Origin of the sequence: Achromobacter sp. UMC71 (genome assembly GCF_014170305.1) — a bacterium.
Taxonomy (GTDB): Bacteria; Pseudomonadota; Gammaproteobacteria; order Burkholderiales; family Burkholderiaceae_B; genus Achromobacter.
This window is the reverse complement of the sequence record NZ_LZZT01000047.1, coordinates 171081-188938: the sequence shown is the minus strand read 5'-3', so window position 1 is coordinate 188938 and position 17858 is coordinate 171081. Positions and strand designations below refer to the sequence as shown.

18 protein-coding genes are annotated in these 17858 nt (G+C 63.8%); 5 read left to right on the top strand and 13 right to left on the bottom strand.

The window, feature by feature from the left end:
• Positions 1-42: 42 nt before the first annotated feature.
• A complete protein-coding gene (locus A9974_RS23585) occupies positions 43-1020 on the bottom strand; it encodes a glycosyltransferase family 9 protein (RefSeq protein WP_183006642.1) in 978 nt (325 codons plus the stop codon).
• Positions 1021-1241: 221 nt separating this feature from the next.
• On the bottom strand, positions 1242-2498 hold the full coding sequence (gene icd, locus A9974_RS23580; protein ID WP_049071757.1) for an NADP-dependent isocitrate dehydrogenase: 1257 nt from the start codon (positions 2496-2498) through the stop codon (positions 1242-1244).
• Between the two features lie 202 nt (positions 2499-2700).
• On the opposite strand from icd, the gene A9974_RS23575 reads away from it, so the two are divergent.
• Entirely contained in the window at positions 2701-3126 is a 426-nt protein-coding gene (locus A9974_RS23575) for a DUF1841 family protein (RefSeq protein WP_183006641.1), read from the top strand.
• Positions 3127-3233: 107 nt separating this feature from the next.
• Here A9974_RS23575 and A9974_RS23570 read toward each other — a convergent pair whose 3' ends face one another.
• Together A9974_RS23570 and A9974_RS23565 are read right to left on the bottom strand one after the other, a co-directional pair.
• Complete coding sequence (locus A9974_RS23570; RefSeq protein WP_183006640.1) at positions 3234-3596, bottom strand: cytochrome c; 363 nt, start codon at positions 3594-3596, stop codon at positions 3234-3236.
• Between the two features lie 14 nt (positions 3597-3610).
• Complete coding sequence (locus tag A9974_RS23565; RefSeq protein WP_183006639.1) at positions 3611-3964, bottom strand: cytochrome c; 354 nt, start codon at positions 3962-3964, stop codon at positions 3611-3613.
• Positions 3965-4142: 178 nt separating this feature from the next.
• On the opposite strand from A9974_RS23565, the gene A9974_RS23560 reads away from it, so the two are divergent.
• Positions 4143-5024 (top strand): MoxR family ATPase, encoded by an 882-nt coding sequence (locus A9974_RS23560; RefSeq protein WP_183006638.1) that lies wholly within the window; start codon positions 4143-4145, stop codon positions 5022-5024.
• Between the two features lie 25 nt (positions 5025-5049).
• Positions 5050-6222 carry a VWA domain-containing protein gene (locus tag A9974_RS23555; protein WP_183006637.1) on the top strand — a complete coding sequence of 391 codons (1173 nt, stop codon included), beginning with the start codon at positions 5050-5052 and terminating at the stop codon, positions 6220-6222.
• A 1-nt stretch (position 6223) separates the two neighbouring features.
• Here A9974_RS23555 and A9974_RS23550 read toward each other — a convergent pair whose 3' ends face one another.
• The 3 genes from A9974_RS23550 to A9974_RS23540 form a co-directional block, all read right to left on the bottom strand.
• Positions 6224-6781, bottom strand: coding sequence for a GNAT family N-acetyltransferase (locus tag A9974_RS23550; protein WP_183006636.1), 558 nt, complete (start codon positions 6779-6781; stop codon positions 6224-6226).
• Between the two features lie 95 nt (positions 6782-6876).
• Entirely contained in the window at positions 6877-7257 is a 381-nt protein-coding gene (locus A9974_RS23545; protein ID WP_183006635.1) for a hypothetical protein, read from the bottom strand.
• Positions 7258-7552: 295 nt separating this feature from the next.
• Positions 7553-8152 (bottom strand): GNAT family N-acetyltransferase, encoded by a 600-nt coding sequence (locus A9974_RS23540; RefSeq protein ID WP_183006634.1) that lies wholly within the window; start codon positions 8150-8152, stop codon positions 7553-7555.
• Positions 8153-8259: 107 nt separating this feature from the next.
• On the opposite strand from A9974_RS23540, the gene A9974_RS23535 reads away from it, so the two are divergent.
• Positions 8260-11013, top strand: a complete 2754-nt coding sequence (locus A9974_RS23535) for a pitrilysin family protein (RefSeq protein WP_183006633.1) — start codon at positions 8260-8262, stop codon at positions 11011-11013.
• A gap of 292 nt (positions 11014-11305) precedes the next feature.
• Entirely contained in the window at positions 11306-11695 is a 390-nt protein-coding gene (locus A9974_RS23530) for a DUF4148 domain-containing protein (protein WP_183006632.1), read from the top strand.
• A 356-nt stretch (positions 11696-12051) separates the two neighbouring features.
• On the opposite strand, the gene dnaJ is transcribed toward A9974_RS23530, so the two are convergent.
• From dnaJ to hemH, 6 genes are all read right to left on the bottom strand, one after another.
• The gene (gene dnaJ / locus A9974_RS23525; RefSeq protein WP_183006631.1) at positions 12052-13182 is read right to left on the bottom strand and encodes a molecular chaperone DnaJ; all 1131 of its coding nucleotides are present in this window, start codon (positions 13180-13182) and stop codon (positions 12052-12054) included.
• A gap of 109 nt (positions 13183-13291) precedes the next feature.
• Positions 13292-15217, bottom strand: a complete 1926-nt coding sequence (gene dnaK / locus A9974_RS23520) for a molecular chaperone DnaK (RefSeq protein ID WP_183006630.1) — start codon at positions 15215-15217, stop codon at positions 13292-13294.
• 81 nt (positions 15218-15298) lie between these two features.
• Positions 15299-15703 carry a thioredoxin family protein gene (locus A9974_RS23515; RefSeq protein WP_183006629.1) on the bottom strand — a complete coding sequence of 135 codons (405 nt, stop codon included), beginning with the start codon at positions 15701-15703 and terminating at the stop codon, positions 15299-15301.
• A 14-nt stretch (positions 15704-15717) separates the two neighbouring features.
• Complete coding sequence (gene grpE / locus A9974_RS23510) at positions 15718-16275, bottom strand: nucleotide exchange factor GrpE (protein WP_183006628.1); 558 nt, start codon at positions 16273-16275, stop codon at positions 15718-15720.
• 213 nt (positions 16276-16488) lie between these two features.
• Positions 16489-16722, bottom strand: a complete 234-nt coding sequence (locus A9974_RS23505; protein ID WP_183006627.1) for a hypothetical protein — start codon at positions 16720-16722, stop codon at positions 16489-16491.
• A 12-nt stretch (positions 16723-16734) separates the two neighbouring features.
• Complete coding sequence (hemH, locus tag A9974_RS23500) at positions 16735-17826, bottom strand: ferrochelatase (RefSeq protein WP_183006626.1); 1092 nt, start codon at positions 17824-17826, stop codon at positions 16735-16737.
• Positions 17827-17858: the final 32 nt, after the last annotated feature.

The following is a 17858-nucleotide window of genomic DNA, read 5'->3' as shown; positions in this document are numbered from 1 at the left end:
GGGGGTGAATTACCCAGGCTTGCGGAAACCGCGGATGGAGGGTCAAGAACGCGCGACTTTCGCAGCCGCCATGGATCTTTCGTAGTCCCGTGTCAGGCCTTCGAAGGCCGCCATGACGCTGCCCGGCCGCAGCCATTCGCGCCAAAGCCGGTCGCGCCAGCGGCCGCCGGGGATATAGGCGGGATAGGCAATGCGGGACATGGACCAGCCCGGGCGCCAGGCCTTGGTGCGGGTAGGCCGTCCGGTCAGGGTCAAGGTCGGCACGCCGACGCTGGAGGCCAGGTGGCCAATCCCGGATTCGTTGCCGATGAACCAGCCGCACTCATGCAGAAAAGCGGCCACGTCGGCCAGCGAAGGCGATTGCTGGATCGGCAACCCGGCTTCCGTCAGACAGCCCCATTCAGCGCGTTCGTGGGGCGCCAGGATGAACACCGGCTCATAGCCCTGGCGCTTCAGGCGCAGGCCCAATTCGACAAAGTGTCGCGGCGCCCAGCAGCGTTGGGCGCCCGTGGAAGAGGGATGCACCGCCACGCGCTTTTCAAAAGCCCGCTGCCGCCCCGCCACCGGCGGGCGCAGGCCGATGTCCGTGCTGGACAAGGGCAAGCCGAGCGCGTCACGACAGTAATCGCTGATCTGGTTGAGTTTGACGAAGCCCTTGCCGGTAATCACGACATGCGCGTCGTAATAGAAATAGGACGCCGCATAGCCATGCAAGGCATAGGGCCAGCCCACATGCATCTGCGCGGCACAGTCGAAATCCGCCAGCGCCTGGGCCGCCCGCTCCTGGGGCAGCGAGGGCTGGATATTCATCCCGGGAAACCAACCGCGCAAGCCATAGGCGAAATCGCCGAAGACCGTGACCTCGCGGCCATGCGCGGCCAGGTTATGCGCCATGGTCATCATCAGCAGCGTGTCACCCAGCCTGGGCGCCATCAGCAGCGCAATCCGCTTGGCGTCGCGCAAGCCACGGACGCATGCCGGAGCATCGTAAGGCGGCATATCGGAAGCAGGAGTTGCCATGTATCGGAAAATCAGCCGAGCAAAGGGGAATACCGCATTGGAAACGCGGGAATTATACTGCTGTAATAATCACAATTTGAATAACTTCACCTTACATATACACATCTCGGCATAAGGGCTTCCCTCATTTTCTTATTGAGGATTATGCAGAATCGGCGTCAAAAAACCCGCAGGCCTTGCGGCTTGCGGGCTTTTTTGATGGTGCGCGAATGCGACCTCGATCACATGTTTTCGATCATGACCTGCCCGAAGCCCGAGCAGGACACCTGGGTGGCCCCCTCGAGCAGGCGGGCGAAGTCGTACGTGACCTTCTTGGACAGGATGGATTTCTCCATGCTGGAGATGATCAGGTCGGCAGCTTCCGTCCAGCCCATGTGGCGCAGCATCATTTCCGCCGACAGGATCTCGGAACCCGGATTGACGTAGTCCTTGCCGGCGTACTTGGGCGCCGTACCGTGGGTCGCCTCGAACATGGCGACAGAATCAGACAAGTTCGCCCCCGGGGCGATGCCGATACCGCCCACCTGCGCGGCCAGCGCGTCGGAAATGTAGTCGCCGTTCAGGTTCAGGGTGGCGATGACATCGTATTCGGCCGGACGCAGCAGGATCTGCTGCAGGAACGCATCGGCGATGACGTCCTTGACGATGATCTCGCGGCCCGTCTTGGGGTTCTTGAACTTGCACCACGGGCCGCCGTCGATCAGCTGCGCGCCGAATTCCTTCTGCAGCAGCGCATAGCCCCAGTCGCGGAAGCCCCCTTCGGTGAACTTCATGATGTTGCCCTTGTGCACCAGGGTCAGCGACGTGCGGTCATTGTCGATGACGTACTGCGCCGCCTTGCGCACCAGGCGCTCGGTGCCCTCGCGCGACACCGGCTTGATGCCGATCGACGAGGTGTTGGGGAAACGGATCTTCTTGACGCCGAGCTTGGTCTGCAGGAACTGGATCAGCTCCTTGGCCTGCTCGCTTTCGGCCATGTATTCGATGCCCGCGTAGATGTCTTCCGAGTTCTCGCGGAAAATGACCATGTTGGTCTTTTCCGGTTCGCGCACCGGCGACGGCACGCCCTTGAAGTACGCCACGGGGCGCAGGCAGACATACAGGTCCAGTTGTTGGCGCAGCGCCACGTTCAACGAACGGATGCCGCCGCCCACCGGCGTGGTCAGCGGGCCCTTGATCGAGACCACGTAGTCTTTGACGACTTCCAGGGTTTCGTCGGGCAGCCAGACGTCCGGGCCATAGACCTTGGTGGCCTTTTCGCCCGCATAGACTTCCATCCAGTGGATCTTGCGCTTGCCGCCGTAGGCCTTTTGCACCGCCGCGTCGACAACCTTGATCATGACGGGGGTGATATCCGCCCCGGTACCGTCACCCTCGATGTAGGGCACGATGGGCTGGTCAGGCACATTCAGCGAAAAATCAGCGTTGACCGTGATCTTCTGGCCCCCAGCGGGCACCTTGATATGTTGGTAGGACATGAATGCTCCATTTGCTCCGGGTGGTTTTTCTGCACGCGCGCCGCATCGGCTGGCGTGCGGTCCGCGGGCCGCACGGCCTGGCGAAACGCGCACTGGATAGCGGATAGCAACCAATTCTATATCGCATTGGCGCCGCCGGGCGGCCAGGGCGGCCGTGGGCGGTAAAATAAAGCCCTCTATAGCCCGCATGGCGTCCCCCCAGATGTTCAACCCCTCCCGCGACCAAGTCCGCGAATTCTTCATCGAAACCTGGCGCAAGCACCGCGCCAACGAGGTCCTGACCCCGCTCGAGGCCATGGCCCTGGACTGGATCATCGAACATCCGGAATACCACGGCGACCTCGAAAGCCCAGACGCCATGACGGCGGAATACGACGTGGAAAAGGGCCGCACCAACCCCTTCCTGCACCTGTCGATGCACCTGGCCATCGCCGAGCAGTTGTCGATCGACCACCCGCCGGGCATCCGCGGCGCCTACCAGCGCCTGGTGGCGCGCACCGACGCGCACCAGGCCGCGCACGAAATCATGGAATGCCTGGGTCGCGTGGTCTGGGAAGCTCAGCGCCTGGGCACGCCGCTGGACAGCGACACCTACATCGACCTGATCCGCCAGCGCGCCGAGCGCTAGGGCCTGCCGGCGCACCGCTCCCGCGGCGCATCCGGCTAGCCCCCCGCCCATGAAAAAACCCTCGGTCGCCCGAGGGTTTTTCAATAGCGGCCAGGCTGTTGCGCTGCTTACTTGCGCACGCCCAGGTCGCTGGGCTGCGCGGCCAGCCAGGCGGCCACGTTGCTGATGTCCTGGTCGGACAGCTGGGTCGCGAAGGCGCCCATGATCGGGTTCTTGCGCACATTGGCCGTGGCCGCACTGCCCGAGGCGCCGCGGCGGTAGGCCTTGAGCGCATGCACCAGGTAATCGGCGTGCTGGCCGGCCAGCGTCGGGTAGGCAGGATCCACCGCCGTCTTGGCGTCGGCGCCGTGGCACGAGGCGCAATTGAATTTGTCGAAAACGGCCTTGCCGGCCGTCAGGTCCTGGGCCTGGGCGGCAGCGCCCGAAATGGCCAGCGTTGCGCCCGCAAGGGCAAGCATGGTGCGGTTCATGTTGTTGCCCCCTGTTATTTCAGATTCGAGTAGTACGCGGCCAGATCGGCGATGTCCTGGTCGGACAGGCTGCCGGCAATGGCGTCCATCGTGGGATGGCTGCGCGCGCCTTTCTTGTACTCGTTGAGGGCGGTTTCGATGTATTTGGCGTTCTGGCCAGCGATCATCGGAACGTGGTAAAGCTCGGGGAAAGTCGCTTTGTAGCCTTCGATGCCATGGCAACCGATGCACATGGACACTTTGTCGCGGGCGTTCTGGACATTACCGACCGGCGCTGCATCTGCAGCATATGCCTGGCCGGCGATCGCACAGGATGCCAACGCGGCCAGCACGGAAACCGTGTACTTCAGAGAGAATCGCAACTTCATTGGGATGGCTCTTCTTGGTATGGCTTAGGGACTAGGGCCTGCTCACACGAAAAGGCCCCCGGCAAACACGTTGCGGGTCGAACCCAACTGCAAAACCGCCTGATTGTACGATAATTGCTCAGGATTAATACCTTAAGATGGTCTTGATCCCCGTCAACCCCGAGAAGCCCGCCGATCCATGTCCGCAGCCCAGCCCGCCCCTTTCGCCTCGCCTGTCCGCTTCGATGGCACCGACAGCTACGTCGCCACCGACGATCTGAAGCTTGCCGTCAACGCCGCCCTCACGCTGCAGCGCCCGTTGCTGATCAAGGGCGAACCCGGCACCGGCAAGACCATGCTGGCCGAAGAGGTCGCGCGCGCGCTGGGCCGCCCGCTGCTGCAATGGCACATCAAGTCCACCACCAAGGCGCATCAGGGCCTGTACGAATACGACGCGGTGTCGCGCCTGCGCGACTCGCAGCTGGGCGACGAAAAGGTCCGCGACATCCGCAACTACATCGTGCAAGGCACGCTGTGGCAAGCCTTCGACGCCGACCAGCCGGTGGTGCTGCTGATCGACGAAATCGACAAGGCCGACATCGAATTCCCCAACGACCTGCTGCGCGAACTGGACCGCATGGAATTCCATGTGTACGAAACGCGCGAGACGATCTCGGCGCGCCATCGGCCGCTGGTCATCATCACGTCCAACAACGAAAAAGACCTGCCTGACGCGTTCCTGCGTCGCTGCTTCTTCCATTACATCCGCTTTCCCGACCGCGAAACCATGCGCGAGATCGTGGGCGTGCATTTCCCCGAACTCAAGCAGGACGTGCTGCGCGCGGCGCTGGACACCTTCTTCAGCCTGCGCGATGCGCCCGGCCTGAAGAAAAAGCCGTCCACTTCCGAGCTGCTCGACTGGCTGCGCCTGCTGCTGGCCGAAGACGTCAGCGCGGCCCAGATCGACGCGCACACCGCTACCGCGGTGCCGCTCATGGCCGGCGCCTTGCTCAAGAACGAACAAGACGTTCACCTGCTCGAACGGCTGGCCTCCATGACCCGCGGCGCGCCACGCCGCTAGCCGCGGCACTCCCACGGCGGCACCCATGCTGATCGACTTCTTCTACCACCTGCGGGCCCACAAGCTGCCCGTCTCGGTGCAGGAATACCTGACGCTCGTGGATGCGCTGCGCCAGGACCTGATGACGCCCACGCTGGACGACTTCTACTTCCTTGCCCGCGCCACGCTGGTCAAGGACGAATCGCTCTACGACCGCTACGACAAAGCCTTCGGCGCCTACTACAAGGGCATCGAGGCAGCGTTGCCGGCCGGCAAGGACATCCCGCTGGACTGGCTCATCAAGCAGTTCGAGAAAAGCCTGTCGCCGGAAGAAAAGGCCGCGATCGAAAAGCACGGCTGGGACAAGCTGATGGCGCTTTTCAAGGAACGCATGGAAGAACAGAAGGAACGCCATGCGGGGGGCAGCAAATGGATCGGCACCGGCGGCACCTCGCCGTTCGGCAATGGCGGCTACCACCCGGAAGGCATCCGCGTGGGCGGCCAGTCGGCCGGCAACCGTAGCGCGGTCAAGGTCTGGGACATGCGCCAGTTCAAAGACTACGACGATCAGGTCGAACTGGGCACGCGTAATTTCAAGGTCGCGCTGCGCCGTTTGCGCCGTTTCGCGCGGCAAGGCGCCGAGCTCGAGCTCGACCTGGACGACACCATCGCCAGCACAGCCCGCAACGCCGGCCATCTGGACTTGCGCATGGTCCCCGAGCGCCACAACACCGTGAAGGTGCTGATGCTGCTGGACGTGGGCGGCAGCATGGACGACCACATCGGCCGAGTCGAGGAACTGTTTTCAGCGGCCCGCAGCGAATTCCGCAATCTCGAGGTCTACTACTTCCACAACTGCCCCTACGAAAGCCTGTGGCAAAGCAACCGCCGGCGCCAGAACGAGCGTTTCGACACCTGGGACGTGCTGCGCAAGTACAACCCGGACTGGCGCCTGATCATCGTCGGCGACGCCACCATGAGCCCCTACGAAATCCTGCGGCCGGGAGGCTCGGTAGAGCACTACAACCAGGAGCCCGGCGCGCAATGGATGCGCCGCCTGCTGGACGCGTGGCCCAAATCCGTCTGGCTCAATCCCGAGCCCACGGCGTCCTGGCAATACCGCCAGTCCATCGCACTGATGCGCGACATCATGCAGGACCGCATGTACCCGGTCACGGTGGCGGGCCTGGAACAAGCGATGCGGGTATTGTCGAAGTAGCTCAGCCGTCCACCGGCTCCGCGGGCGTGTCCAGCGTCAGCTGGTAGAACGCCAGGTCCAGCCAGCGGCCAAACTTGAAGCCCGCCTCGCGGATGGTGCCCGAATGGGTGAAGCCCAGCTTTTCGTGCAGCCGGATGCTGCCCTGATTGGCCGCGTCGATGCCGCCGATCATCAAGTGCACCTGGTTGGCGCGGGCGCGCTCGATCAACACGCGCATCATCGCCTCGCCCAGGCCCATTCCACGGAAACGTCCGTCCACGTAGACGGAATGCTCGACCGAGTATTTGTAGGCCGGCCAGGCGCGGAACGTGCCATAGCTGGCGAAGGCCATCAACTCGCCCGCCGCGTTCTCGAACCCCACTACCGGAAAGCCGCCGTTGGCCTTGGCCTGGAACCAGCCCAGCATCGACTCGGGCGGCCGCGGCTTGTAGTCGTACAGGGCCGTCGACGTGGCGATGGCGTCGTTGAAGATGGCAAGAATCTGGTCCGCGTGACGCGCGTGCGTGCAGTCGACCAGGGTGGCGCCGTCCGGGGCGCCGATATCAGCGGGCGTAGTCATGGCGCGAATTGTAGCCAGCCGGGCAGCGCCGCCGCCATAAAAAAAACCGGCGATGCCCGCCGGTTCAGTGAGGGTACTGCCGCTTCTGGCCACTCTCAGGCGGCGCGGCTCTCCACAGATCGGTTGGCGGCGTCGGCGTTGCCGCGCATGCCGGGGCACTGGTGCCAGGACAGTTCGTCCGCATCCATGTCCAGGTCAAACAGGTCGTTGGCGGCGGGCCAGGGATGCTGGCGCGCCGCGGCACCCTCCATCTCGAGCACATGCCCCGCAAAGCCCCTGGGCGAACCGCCACACTCGGCGAAGTAACGCTGCGTGCTCAGGTCCACCACGTAAGTGGTCATGTCATGGGTCAAAATGGCCACGAATTGGCCGTCATCACTGGCATAGGCGTACTGAAACTGTCCTTTGATGCGGTCGCCGCTCATGGGGCTGCCGGTCAATTGGGACAAAGCACGCGTGACGATCTCGGTCAGCATGGGTCGTTCCTCCGAAAGATGCGCCGGCAGGATGCCGGCGGCGAAGGCGCGAACGACAAGCACCGTCGTCGCCTGCGGGGCAACGGCCGGGATCCGGCGAATGGCCGGTCTCGCAGCCCGCCGAGGCGGCGGCTGGCGTTGGACGGGAAGCCTGTAGACGGCTGTCGCGCATCCCGTCGGCAACATCAACTACGTCCTAGGAAGCTTACACCCGCGCCCGCTCCGATCTCAAATCCGCGTTGCCACGCCAGGACATTGCACCGCAACATTGCATATTGGCGCGGCTTTGCGCCGCTTATGCCGCCGCAACCGGCGCCACGCCGTTATCCGCGTCACCGTTTTTTTCGGCCCGCCAGGTGTCGCGATCCAACCGGTACAGGACATGGGCCTTCAGCGGATGGCCGTCCGGCACCGCGGGATGATCGAAGCGTTGCGGGTCTTCGCGCATGCCCAGCCGCCGCATCACCGCGCGCGAGCGCGCGTTGTCGACCACGGTGAACGAGACGATCTCGGACAGGCCGACCTGTTCGAACCCCACCCGCAACGCGGCCTGCGCGGCCTCGCCGGCGTAGCCCTTGCCCCAATAGGGCTGCGCCAGGCGCCAGCCGATTTCCACGCCGGGCGCAAACGGCAACGACGGCGCCAGGGCCTTCAGTCCCACGAAACCGATGAACGGCGCCACCCCGGGCGCTTCTACCGCCCAGAAGCCCCAGCCGTATTCATCGATACCCGCGGCCAGGCGGTCGGCCAGCGCATCGCTTTCCTGGGCGGTCATGGGCAGCAGGAATTGCGTCACCCGCGGGTCCGTGTTCATGTCGGCGAACGGCTTGCGGTCGGCTGCCAGCCATTGGCGCAGCACCAGGCGCGGGGTTTCGATTTCCAGTGATAAGGACATGTTCGATTCCTGATGGAACGACGGCGTGGCGGGCCGGGGCGCGCCCCTGAACCATTCCCACCGTATACACTCCAACGGATTCTGCCATGCCAAAGGAATAGTCCGCCATGCGCCTGTCCATATCGAAGCTGCCGCGCCCATTGGGCGCGCTGCTGTTCTCATCCTTCCTGGCCTTTCAGGCCGGAGCCGCCAGCCTGCCGGCCGGCGTCACGGAGGCCGCCTCGATTGAAGGCATCACCGAATACCGCCTGAGCAACGGCTTGAGGGTATTGCTGGTTCCCGACGAATCCAAACCCTCGACCACGGTCAATATGACCTACCTGGTCGGCTCCCGCAACGAGAACTACGGCCAGACGGGCATGGCCCACCTGCTCGAACACATGCTGTTCAAGGGCACGTCCACCACCCGCAACGCCATGGGCGAGTTTTCCCGCCGCGGCCTGCAGGCCAACGGCTCGACGTCCAGCGACCGCACCAACTATTTCGCCAGCTTCGCGTCCAACCCCGACACCCTCAAGTGGTACCTGGGCTGGCAAGCGGACGCCATGGTCAATTCCCTGATCGCCAAGGAAGACCTGGACTCCGAAATGACCGTCGTGCGCAACGAGATGGAAAGCGGTGAAAACAGCCCTTTCCGTATTCTCATGCAGAAGATGCAATCGGCCGCCTTCCAGTGGCACAGCTACGGCAAGAACACCATCGGCGCCCGCTCCGACGTGGAAAACGTCGACATCGGGCAGTTGCGCGCGTTCTACCACGAGTACTACCAGCCCGATAACGCGGTGCTGATCGTGGCCGGCAAATTCGATCCGCAGGCCACGCTGGCCGACATCGAGGAAACGCTGGGCAAGCTACCCAAGCCCGACCGCAAGCTGCCGCCGGAATACACCGTCGAGCCCACCCAGGACGGCGAACGCGCCGTGACGCTGCGCCGCACCGGCGGCACGCCGCTGGTTGCCGCGATGTACCACATCCCCGCCGCCGGCAGCGCCGACTTCGTGCCGCTGGACTTGGCCGCGACCATCCTGGCCGATACGCCCTCGGGCCGCCTCTATCACGCGCTGGTGCCCACCAAGCTCGCCTCCGGCGTGTTCGGCTTCACCATGGAAAGCCTGGACCCGGGCCTGGCGATGTTCGCCGCGCAGCTGACTCCGGGCAAGAGCCTGGACGCCGCCATGACGGCCCTGACGACCACGCTGGAAACGCTGGGCAAGAAGCCCTTCACCCAGCAGGAACTGGATCGCGCACGCAGCAAGTGGCTGACCTCCTGGGAACAGACCTACAGCGATCCCGAGCAGGTCGGCGTCGCGCTGTCCGAAGCGATCGCCGCCGGTGATTGGCGCCTGTTCTTCCTGCAGCGCGACCGCGCCCGCAAGGCCACGCTGACCGAAGTGCAGCAGGCCGCCACGACCTACCTGGTGCAAAGCAACCGCATCGAAGGCCGCTACATCCCCACCGAGAAGCCCGTGCGCGCGCCGCAGACGCAGCGCGTGGACCTGACCGCGGTGTTCAAGGACTACAAGGGCGACCCCGACTTCAAGGCCGCCTCGGCCTTCGACCCCACGCCTGCAAACATCGACCGCCTGACCCAGCGCAAGAAGCTCGACCTGCCCAACGGTCCGGTGGAACTGGCGCTGTTGCCCAAGGCCACGCGCGGCAATCGCGTGCAGGCCCAGATGCTGATCCAGTTCGGCAACGAAAAAGACCTGCTCGGCCAGCGCGTCAATTCCGGCGCCGTGGCTGACCTGCTGACGCGCGGCACCGCCAAGCTCTCGCGCCAGGACATCCAGGACCGCCTGGACAAGCTGCAGGCGGAACTGGGCTTCAGCGGCGCGGGCACCACGCTCAAGATCGCCATGTCGACCAAACGTGAGAACCTGCCCGAACTGACCCGCCTGGCGCTGGACATCGTGCGCAACGCCAACTTCCCCAAGGAACAGCTCGAGGAATACCAGCGTCAACTCGAGACCTCGATCCAGAACGCCATGACCGAGCCGCAGGCCCTGGCCGGACGCGCCCTGGCCCGCCAGGACAATCCGTGGCCTGCCGACGACCTGCGCTACGTGCCGACGTTTGAAGAATCGCTGGCCGGCGTGCGCGCGCTGAACCGCGATGCGCTCGTCAAGTTCCACGCCAAGTTCTACGGCGCCGGCAAGGTCGAATACTCGGCCGTGGGCGACTTCGAACCCGAGGCCGTGGAAAAGGCCATCAAGGACGGCCTGGCCGGCTGGAAACGCGCCCCCGCCTACACCCGCGTGGGCAATCCTTACCGCGACATTCCCGCCAAGCAGTTCGACATCGACACGCCCGACAAGGCCAATGCGTTCTACGTCTCGCGCATGCCCTTGAAGCTGCAGGACACCGATGCCGATTACCCGGCGCTGTACCTGGCCAACTACCTGTTCGGCGCCTCGGAAACCTCGCGCCTGTGGAACCGCGTGCGCGAAACCGAAGGCCTGTCCTACAACGTGCGCAGCTCGCTGTCAGTGTCGTCCTTCGAACCCAGCGCCAGCTGGACCATGTACGCCATCTACGCGCCGCAAAACCGCGAACGCCTGGAAAAGGCCATCGGCGAAGAACTGGCCCGCGTGCTGAAAGACGGCTTCACGGACAAGGAAATCTCGGACGGCATTACCGCCTTGCTGAACTACCGCAATCTGGCCCGCGCCCAGGACGACGTCCTGGCCAGCACCTGGCTGGATTACCTGCAACGCGGCCGCACGTTTGAATGGTCCGCCGAGATGGACAAGAAGATCTCCGTCCTGACGCCCGAAACGGTCAACGCCGCGCTGCGCAAATACCTGCGCCCGGACGGCTTCAGCACGGCGGTTGCCGGCGACTTCAAGAAAAAAGCACCTTGATGCGCTGACGCCCCGCGGCGTCCCAGGCCCCTGCCCCGGCAGGGGCTTTTTCATGGGCGCTCGCTTTGTCCCTTTACTCCCCCTTCGTCGCTTCGGCCGGAGAGACCATGCCATTTACGGGGAGATATCTCCATAACAGATGGATTACACGGCTATTTGGAAAGATGTTTTCAAGATATGCGGGTTTATCCCAGGTGAGATGACGCGCACAATTCAGTCATCGGGAACAAACAACGAACCACGACGGAGGGCCGCCGGATTCGGCCCCGCTTAAAACGAATTGGAGGTCATTATGAAAACCCTGACAACTACCCTGCTGATTTCCCTAGCCCTGGTTGGCGCTGGCGCCCAAGCCGCCGGCGTTGAACAAGGCAAGACGAGCGCCCAGGTCGCCGCCGAGCTGCAACAAGCCAAGATCAGCGGCCAATACACCTTCGGTGAAGAAGGTTACCCGCCCGCCCTGCCCCAGACCACCAGCCTGAGCTCGCAAGAAGTGCAAGCCCAGCTGCAACAAGCCAAGACCAGCGGCGAATACACCTTCGGTGAACTGCAATACCCGCCCGTCAAGGCGGCCTCGGCCAGCGCCAAGTCGCGCGCCGAAGTCCAGCAAGAACTCGCGCAAGCCAAGGCTAGCGGCCAGTACACGTTCGGCGAACTCGAGTACCCGCCGATCACCCGGTGAGCTGCTTGCTGTAGCCCGGCCGGCCTCAGGCGGCATCATGGCTTGGGGCCGGTTTTTTCCGGCGACAGCGGCGGAGCAGTCGCAGTAGCAGTAGATGTAAAAGCAGTCCCTGTGGAAAGTCGTAGTAGCTGTACGAAGTAGCTGTACGAAGTAGCAGTACGAAGTAGCAGTTGATGGAAGCAGTTGCTGTACCAGCAGGACGAACCGCGGCGATAAGCCGCGGTTTTTTATTGTCCGCGCATCGGACCCGCAACGCACGCCTTGCCCGTCGCGCCCATGAAAACAGCCCAAGCCCGGATGCGCTCCAGGTCTTGGGCTGCGGCGCGCCGGCAAGCGGCGCGATCAGTCCAGGCGGTTCAGCTGAAGAATTCCTTCACGCGGTCGGTCCAGGACTTGCTTTGCGGCGAGTGGCGATCGCCCCCGTCGTTCAGCGAGGCCTCGAACTGGCGCAGGATGTTCTTCTGGTCGTCGCTCAGGCGCACCGGCGTCTCGACCACCACGTGGCAGTACAGGTCGCCCGGATAGCTGCCGCGCACGCCGCGGATACCCTTGCCACGCAAGCGGAAAGTCTTGCCGGACTGCGTGCCTTCGGGAATCGAGATCTCGGCCTTGCCGCCCAGGGTCGGCACCTGCAGCTCGCCGCCCAGCGCCGCCGTGGTGAACGGGATGGTCAGCTCGCAGTGCAGGTCGTCGCCATCGCGCTGGAAGATCTTGTGCTGCTTGATGTGAATTTCCACATACAGGTCGCCCGGCGGGCCGCCGTTGATGCCCGGTTCGCCGTTGCCGCTGGAGCGGATGCGCATGCCGTCGTCGATGCCAGCCGGAATCTTGACCTGCAGCGTCTTGTTGCGGCGGATGCGTCCCACGCCGTCGCAGGCGGGACACGGATCGGTGATTTCCTTGCCATTGCCGTGGCAGGTCGGGCAGGTCTGCTGCACGCTGAAAAAGCCCTGCTGCATGCGCACCGCGCCGGAGCCGCCGCAGGTGCGGCAGGTCTTGGGCTGGGTGCCGGCCTTGGCGCCGGAACCGTGGCAGGTGTCGCAGTTTTCCCAGCTGGGCACGCGAATTTCGGTGTCGAAACCGGCCGCGGCCTGTTCCAGCGTGATTTCCAGCGCGTACTTCAGGTCGGCGCCGCGGTACACCTGCGGGCCGCCGCCGCGACGGCCACCGCCGCCACCGCCGAAGATTTCACCGAAGATATCCCCAAAGGCGTCGGCGAAGCCGCCGCCCATGCCCGCCCCGCCCATGCCGGCGGAATTGGGATCCACGCCCGCGTGGCCGTAACGGTCATACGCGGCGCGCTTCTGTTCGTCACCCAGGACCTCGTAGGCTTCCTTGGCTTCTTTGAACTTCTCTTCGGCTTCTTTGCTGTCCGGATTGCGGTCCGGATGGTATTTCATGGCCAGCTTTCGATAGGCCTTCTTGAGTTCGTCGTCCGAGGCGTTTTTCGCTACGCCCAGGACTTCGTAATAGTCGCGTTTTGCCATGATCCGTGGGCTCAAAAACGAGCCTTCTTTTCAGTGCTACAGAATGAGTTCGCCCGGTAGGCGGATTTCTCCGGCTACCGGGCGGCAGAGGCAGGTCAGCGCCCGGCCATTATTGGTCGCGCTTGACTTCCTTGAAGTCGGCGTCGACGACATTGTCGTCCACCGGCTTCGCGTTGTCGGCCGCTTGCTGCTGGCCGGCGGCTTGCTGCGCCTGCATGTCGGCGTACATCTTCTCGCCCAGCTTCTGCGAGGCGGTCGACAGGGCTTCCACCTTGGCGTCGATCGCGGCCTTGTCGCCGTCCTTCAGCGTGTCTTCCAGGGCCTTGATGGCGGCTTCGATGCTTTCCTTTTCGGAAGCCTCGAGCTTGTCGCCGTACTCGGTCAGCGACTTGCGGGTGGCGTGCACCAACGCATCGGCCTGGTTGCGCGACTGGGCCAGCTCGGCCACGCGGTGATCTTCCTCGGCGTTGGCCTCGGCATCCTTGACCATGCGTTGGATCTCGTCTTCCGACAGACCCGAGTTGGCCTTGATGGTGATCTTGTTTTCCTTACCGGTGCCCTTGTCCTTGGCGGACACATGCAGGATGCCGTTGGCGTCGATGTCGAAGGTGACTTCGATCTGCGGCATACCGCGAGGCGACGGCGGGATCCCTTCGAGGTTGAACTCACCCAGGGCCTTGTTGCCCGCGGCGATTTCGCGCTCACCCTGGAACACCTTGATCGTCACGGCCGGCTGGTTGTCGTCAGCGGTCGAGAAGGTCTGCGAGAAGCGGGTCGGGATGGTCGTGTTCTTCTGGATCATCTTGGTCATCACGCCGCCCAGGGTTTCGATACCCAGGGACAGGGGGGTGACGTCCAGCAGCAGCACGTCCTTGCGGTCGCCCGACAGCACGGAACCTTGAATGGCGGCGCCAGCGGCGACGGCTTCATCGGGGTTCACGTCCTTGCGCGGATCCTTGCCGAAGAATTCCTTCACCTTTTCCTGGACCTTGGGCATGCGGGTCATGCCGCCGACCAGGATCACGTCGTCGATGTCGGAAACCTTCACGCCGGCGTCCTTGATGGCCACGCGGCAGGGTTCGATCGTGCGTTCGATCAGTTCCTCGACCAGCGCTTCCAGCTTGGCGCGCGTGATCTTCAGGTTCAAGTGCTTCGGACCCGAGGCATCCGCCGTGATGTACGGCAGGTTGATTTCGGTCTGCTGGGCCGAGGACAGTTCGATCTTGGCCTTTTCAGCCGCTTCCTTCAGGCGTTGCAGGGCCAGCACGTCCTTGGACAGATCAACGCCTTGTTCCTTCTTGAACTCGGCGATGATGTAGTCGATGATGCGCTGGTCGAAGTCTTCGCCGCCCAGGAAGGTGTCGCCGTTGGTCGACAGCACTTCGAACTGCTTTTCGCCATCCACGTCGGCGATTTCGATAATGGACACGTCGAACGTGCCGCCGCCCAGGTCATACACGGCGATCTTGCGGTCGCCCTTTTCGGTCTTGTCCAGGCCGAACGCCAACGCGGCCGCGGTGGGCTCGTTGATGATGCGCTTGACTTCCAGGCCGGCGATGCGGCCTGCGTCCTTGGTGGCCTGGCGCTGGCTGTCGTTGAAGTAGGCCGGCACCGTGATGACGGCTTCGGTCACTTCTTCGCCCAGGTAGTCCTCGGCGGTCTTCTTCATCTTGCGCAGCACGTCAGCCGACACCTGGGGAGGCGCCATCTTCTTGCCACGCACTTCCACCCAGGCGTCGCCGTTGTCGGCACGGGTGATGGTGTAGGGCATCAGGTTGATGTCCTTCTGCACCGCCTTTTCTTCGAACTTGCGGCCGATCAGGCGCTTCACCGCGTACAGGGTGTTGCGCGGGTTCGTCACCGCCTGGCGCTTGGCGGGCGCGCCCACCAGCGTTTCGCCGTCGTCCATGTAGGCGACGATCGAGGGGGTGGTACGGGCGCCTTCGGCGTTTTCGATGATCTTGACCTGGCCGCCGTCCATGACAGCCACGCAGCTGTTGGTCGTGCCCAGGTCGATGCCAATAATTTTGCTCATGGTCGGGTTACCTTGAATAAATCTATGAAAATAGAGGGAAACTTCTTGTCCCCACATAACTGGGGCTGCTCACAGGGTTTTTCAAGACGCCTGGCTTGAATTTTCAGCCGGCGCTTCCTGCAAGCGGCGAATCGCCGCCGTGAATTGGGGCAAACCGGGCCAGCCGGTAATGCGCCCCAGCCGTTTTCCGGCCCGATACAGCACAAAAGTGGGGACACCATGCAACGAGAAGCGGCGGCCCAGCGGTTCATCCGCATAGACGTCGGCTTCAAACCAGCTCAAACCCAGGCCCAGCAGGGTTTCCTGGTGCAGCAAGGCCGCCTGCTTGAAGAGATTGCAGTTATAGCAATCCTGGCCCCACAGAAACACGCAGCGCAGGTCCGATCCCGGCGCCTGGACCACGGCCGCGTCAAATCCCGCAGTGTCGACATGACGCATGCCGAATACCGCGAAGACCTGGGCCGGATCGAAACGGGGATCAGTCATGGCGCGCCGCCCGCTCAGCTTTGGCCGGCAGACACGACCACCAGGGCCGGCCGCAGCGTGCGGTCGGCGATGGCATAGCCCTTTTGCAGCACTTGCACCACCGTATTGGCGGGCTGCTGGGCGGGAATCGAGGAAATGGCCTGGTGCAGGTGCGGATCGAACTTGTCGCCCTGGGCCGGCGCGATTTCCTTGAGCAGGTTGCGCTCGAACGCAGCGGCCAGTTGCTTGAGGGTGACTTCGACGCCTTCACGCAGGGTGTCCACGGTCTGGTCGGCCTGGGCCAGCGCGGCTTCCAGGCTGTCCTTGACCGGCACAAGGCTTTCGGCGAACGACTCGATGCCGAATTTGCGCGCCTTGGACACTTCTTCCTGGGCGCGGCGGCGGACGTTCTCGGCCTCGGCATGCACGCGCAGCAGTTGGTCGTGCTGCTCATTGACGGTAGCCTGGGCCGCGTCCAGCTGGGCGCGCAACTCGTTCAGCTCGGCCTGCGCGGCGTCCTGGGCGGCGGGGGCCGCATCGGCGTTCTCGCCGAATCCGGGCGTCTGGTCTACAGGCTCGTGGGGTGCCGTCATGGGGAATCCTCCAAAAAGAATGGCTTTCGCAGACATGAATGGGGGCCAATACCCCTATTTCAAGCCCGGGAAAGCAAATATTCCCCTGCCGCGCCCCCAGGCCCGGGTGCCCTCAGGCGCCGGCAAACCGTAGGAAAAATCGGTCAAAAACCCTTCTTCAGACGGCAATACCCACCAAAACAGGGCCACATCGCGCACAGATCACGAAGCAGGTCATTTTTTGTGCGGTTGCGCCGGCGCGGCCGCGTCGCTGGCGGGAAAGCTCTCTTTCAGGGCGCGGTCTACCCGGTGATCGTCATCGGGTTCGGGACTGATCGCGATCGGGTCGCTGGCCGGAAAGGTTTCCGCCAGCGCTTCGTCCAGTTCGTGCTCGACCTGGTCTTCGTCCACCGGGGTGCTGACGCGCCCCTTCTTCACAACCTTGCCCGTCTTGGGATCATGGTGCATGCGCCCTCTCCTTCAAGTCCGTGGATGCGTGGGCCACCCCTGCAAGTGCCGTTCCACCAGGGTGGCCAACCCTGCGATCCAGACAGGATCGTCGTTGAGCGCCGGAATGTAACGGAACTGTCTGCCGCCCGCCCCGAGAAAGGCGTCGCGACATTCCAGGCTGATCTCTTCCAGGGTTTCCAGACAGTCTGCCACAAATCCCGGACACACCACATCCACCTCGGTCACCCCGGATGCGGCCAGCGCCTTGAGGGTGGGCTCGGTGTACGGTTCCAGCCAGCGGGCGGTGCCGAAGCGGCTCTGGAAGGTCACTTCGATCTGCTCGCGCGGCAGCGACAGGCGCTGCGACAGCAGCCGGGCGGTTTCCATGCAGTCGCGGTAATACGGGTCGCCCAGTTCGATGGAATAGCGCGGCAAGCCGTGAAAGCTCATGACCAGCTTCTGCGGCCGGCCATGCTCGGCCCAATAGGCTTCGATGCTGGCGGCCAGCGGGTCCAGGTAGGCAGGCTCTTCGTGAAAGCGCTTGGTGAAACGCAGTTCGGGCTGATCCCGCAGGCGGCCGGCATGGCGCGTCACGGCGTCGACCACGGTGGCGGTCGTGCTGGCGGCATATTGCGGATACAACGGCACGGTCAGGATGCGTTCGCAGCCCTGGGCCCGCAAGCGCGTCATCGCATCGGGAATCGACGGATTGCCGTAACGCATGCCCAGCTCCACCACCGCGTCGACCCCGGCGGCGGTCAGGGCGGCCTGCACGCCCTCGGCCTGGCGGCGGCTGTAGACCATCAGCGGCGAGCCTTCCTTGAGCCAGACACCGGCATAGCGCGGCTCCAGCTTCTTGGGGCGCATCGTCAGCACCAGCCCGTGCAGGATGGGCTTCCAGAGGTAGCGCGGAATCTCGATCACGCGCGGGTCCGACAGGAACTCGCCCAGGTACTTGCGGATGTCTTTCTTGCCCGGGGTGTCCGGCGTGCCAAGATTCACCAGCAGCACGCCGACCTTGCCCGGCGCCCGCGGCGGCGGGTCTTCGTTGAAGGGGTCGTCCTGCTCGGCTTCGGGCAGGTAGCGTTCAGGCCAGAGATACTTGAACAGGCGAAGAAACACAAAAACTCCCCTTCCTCCGCAAGGAGGCTGTC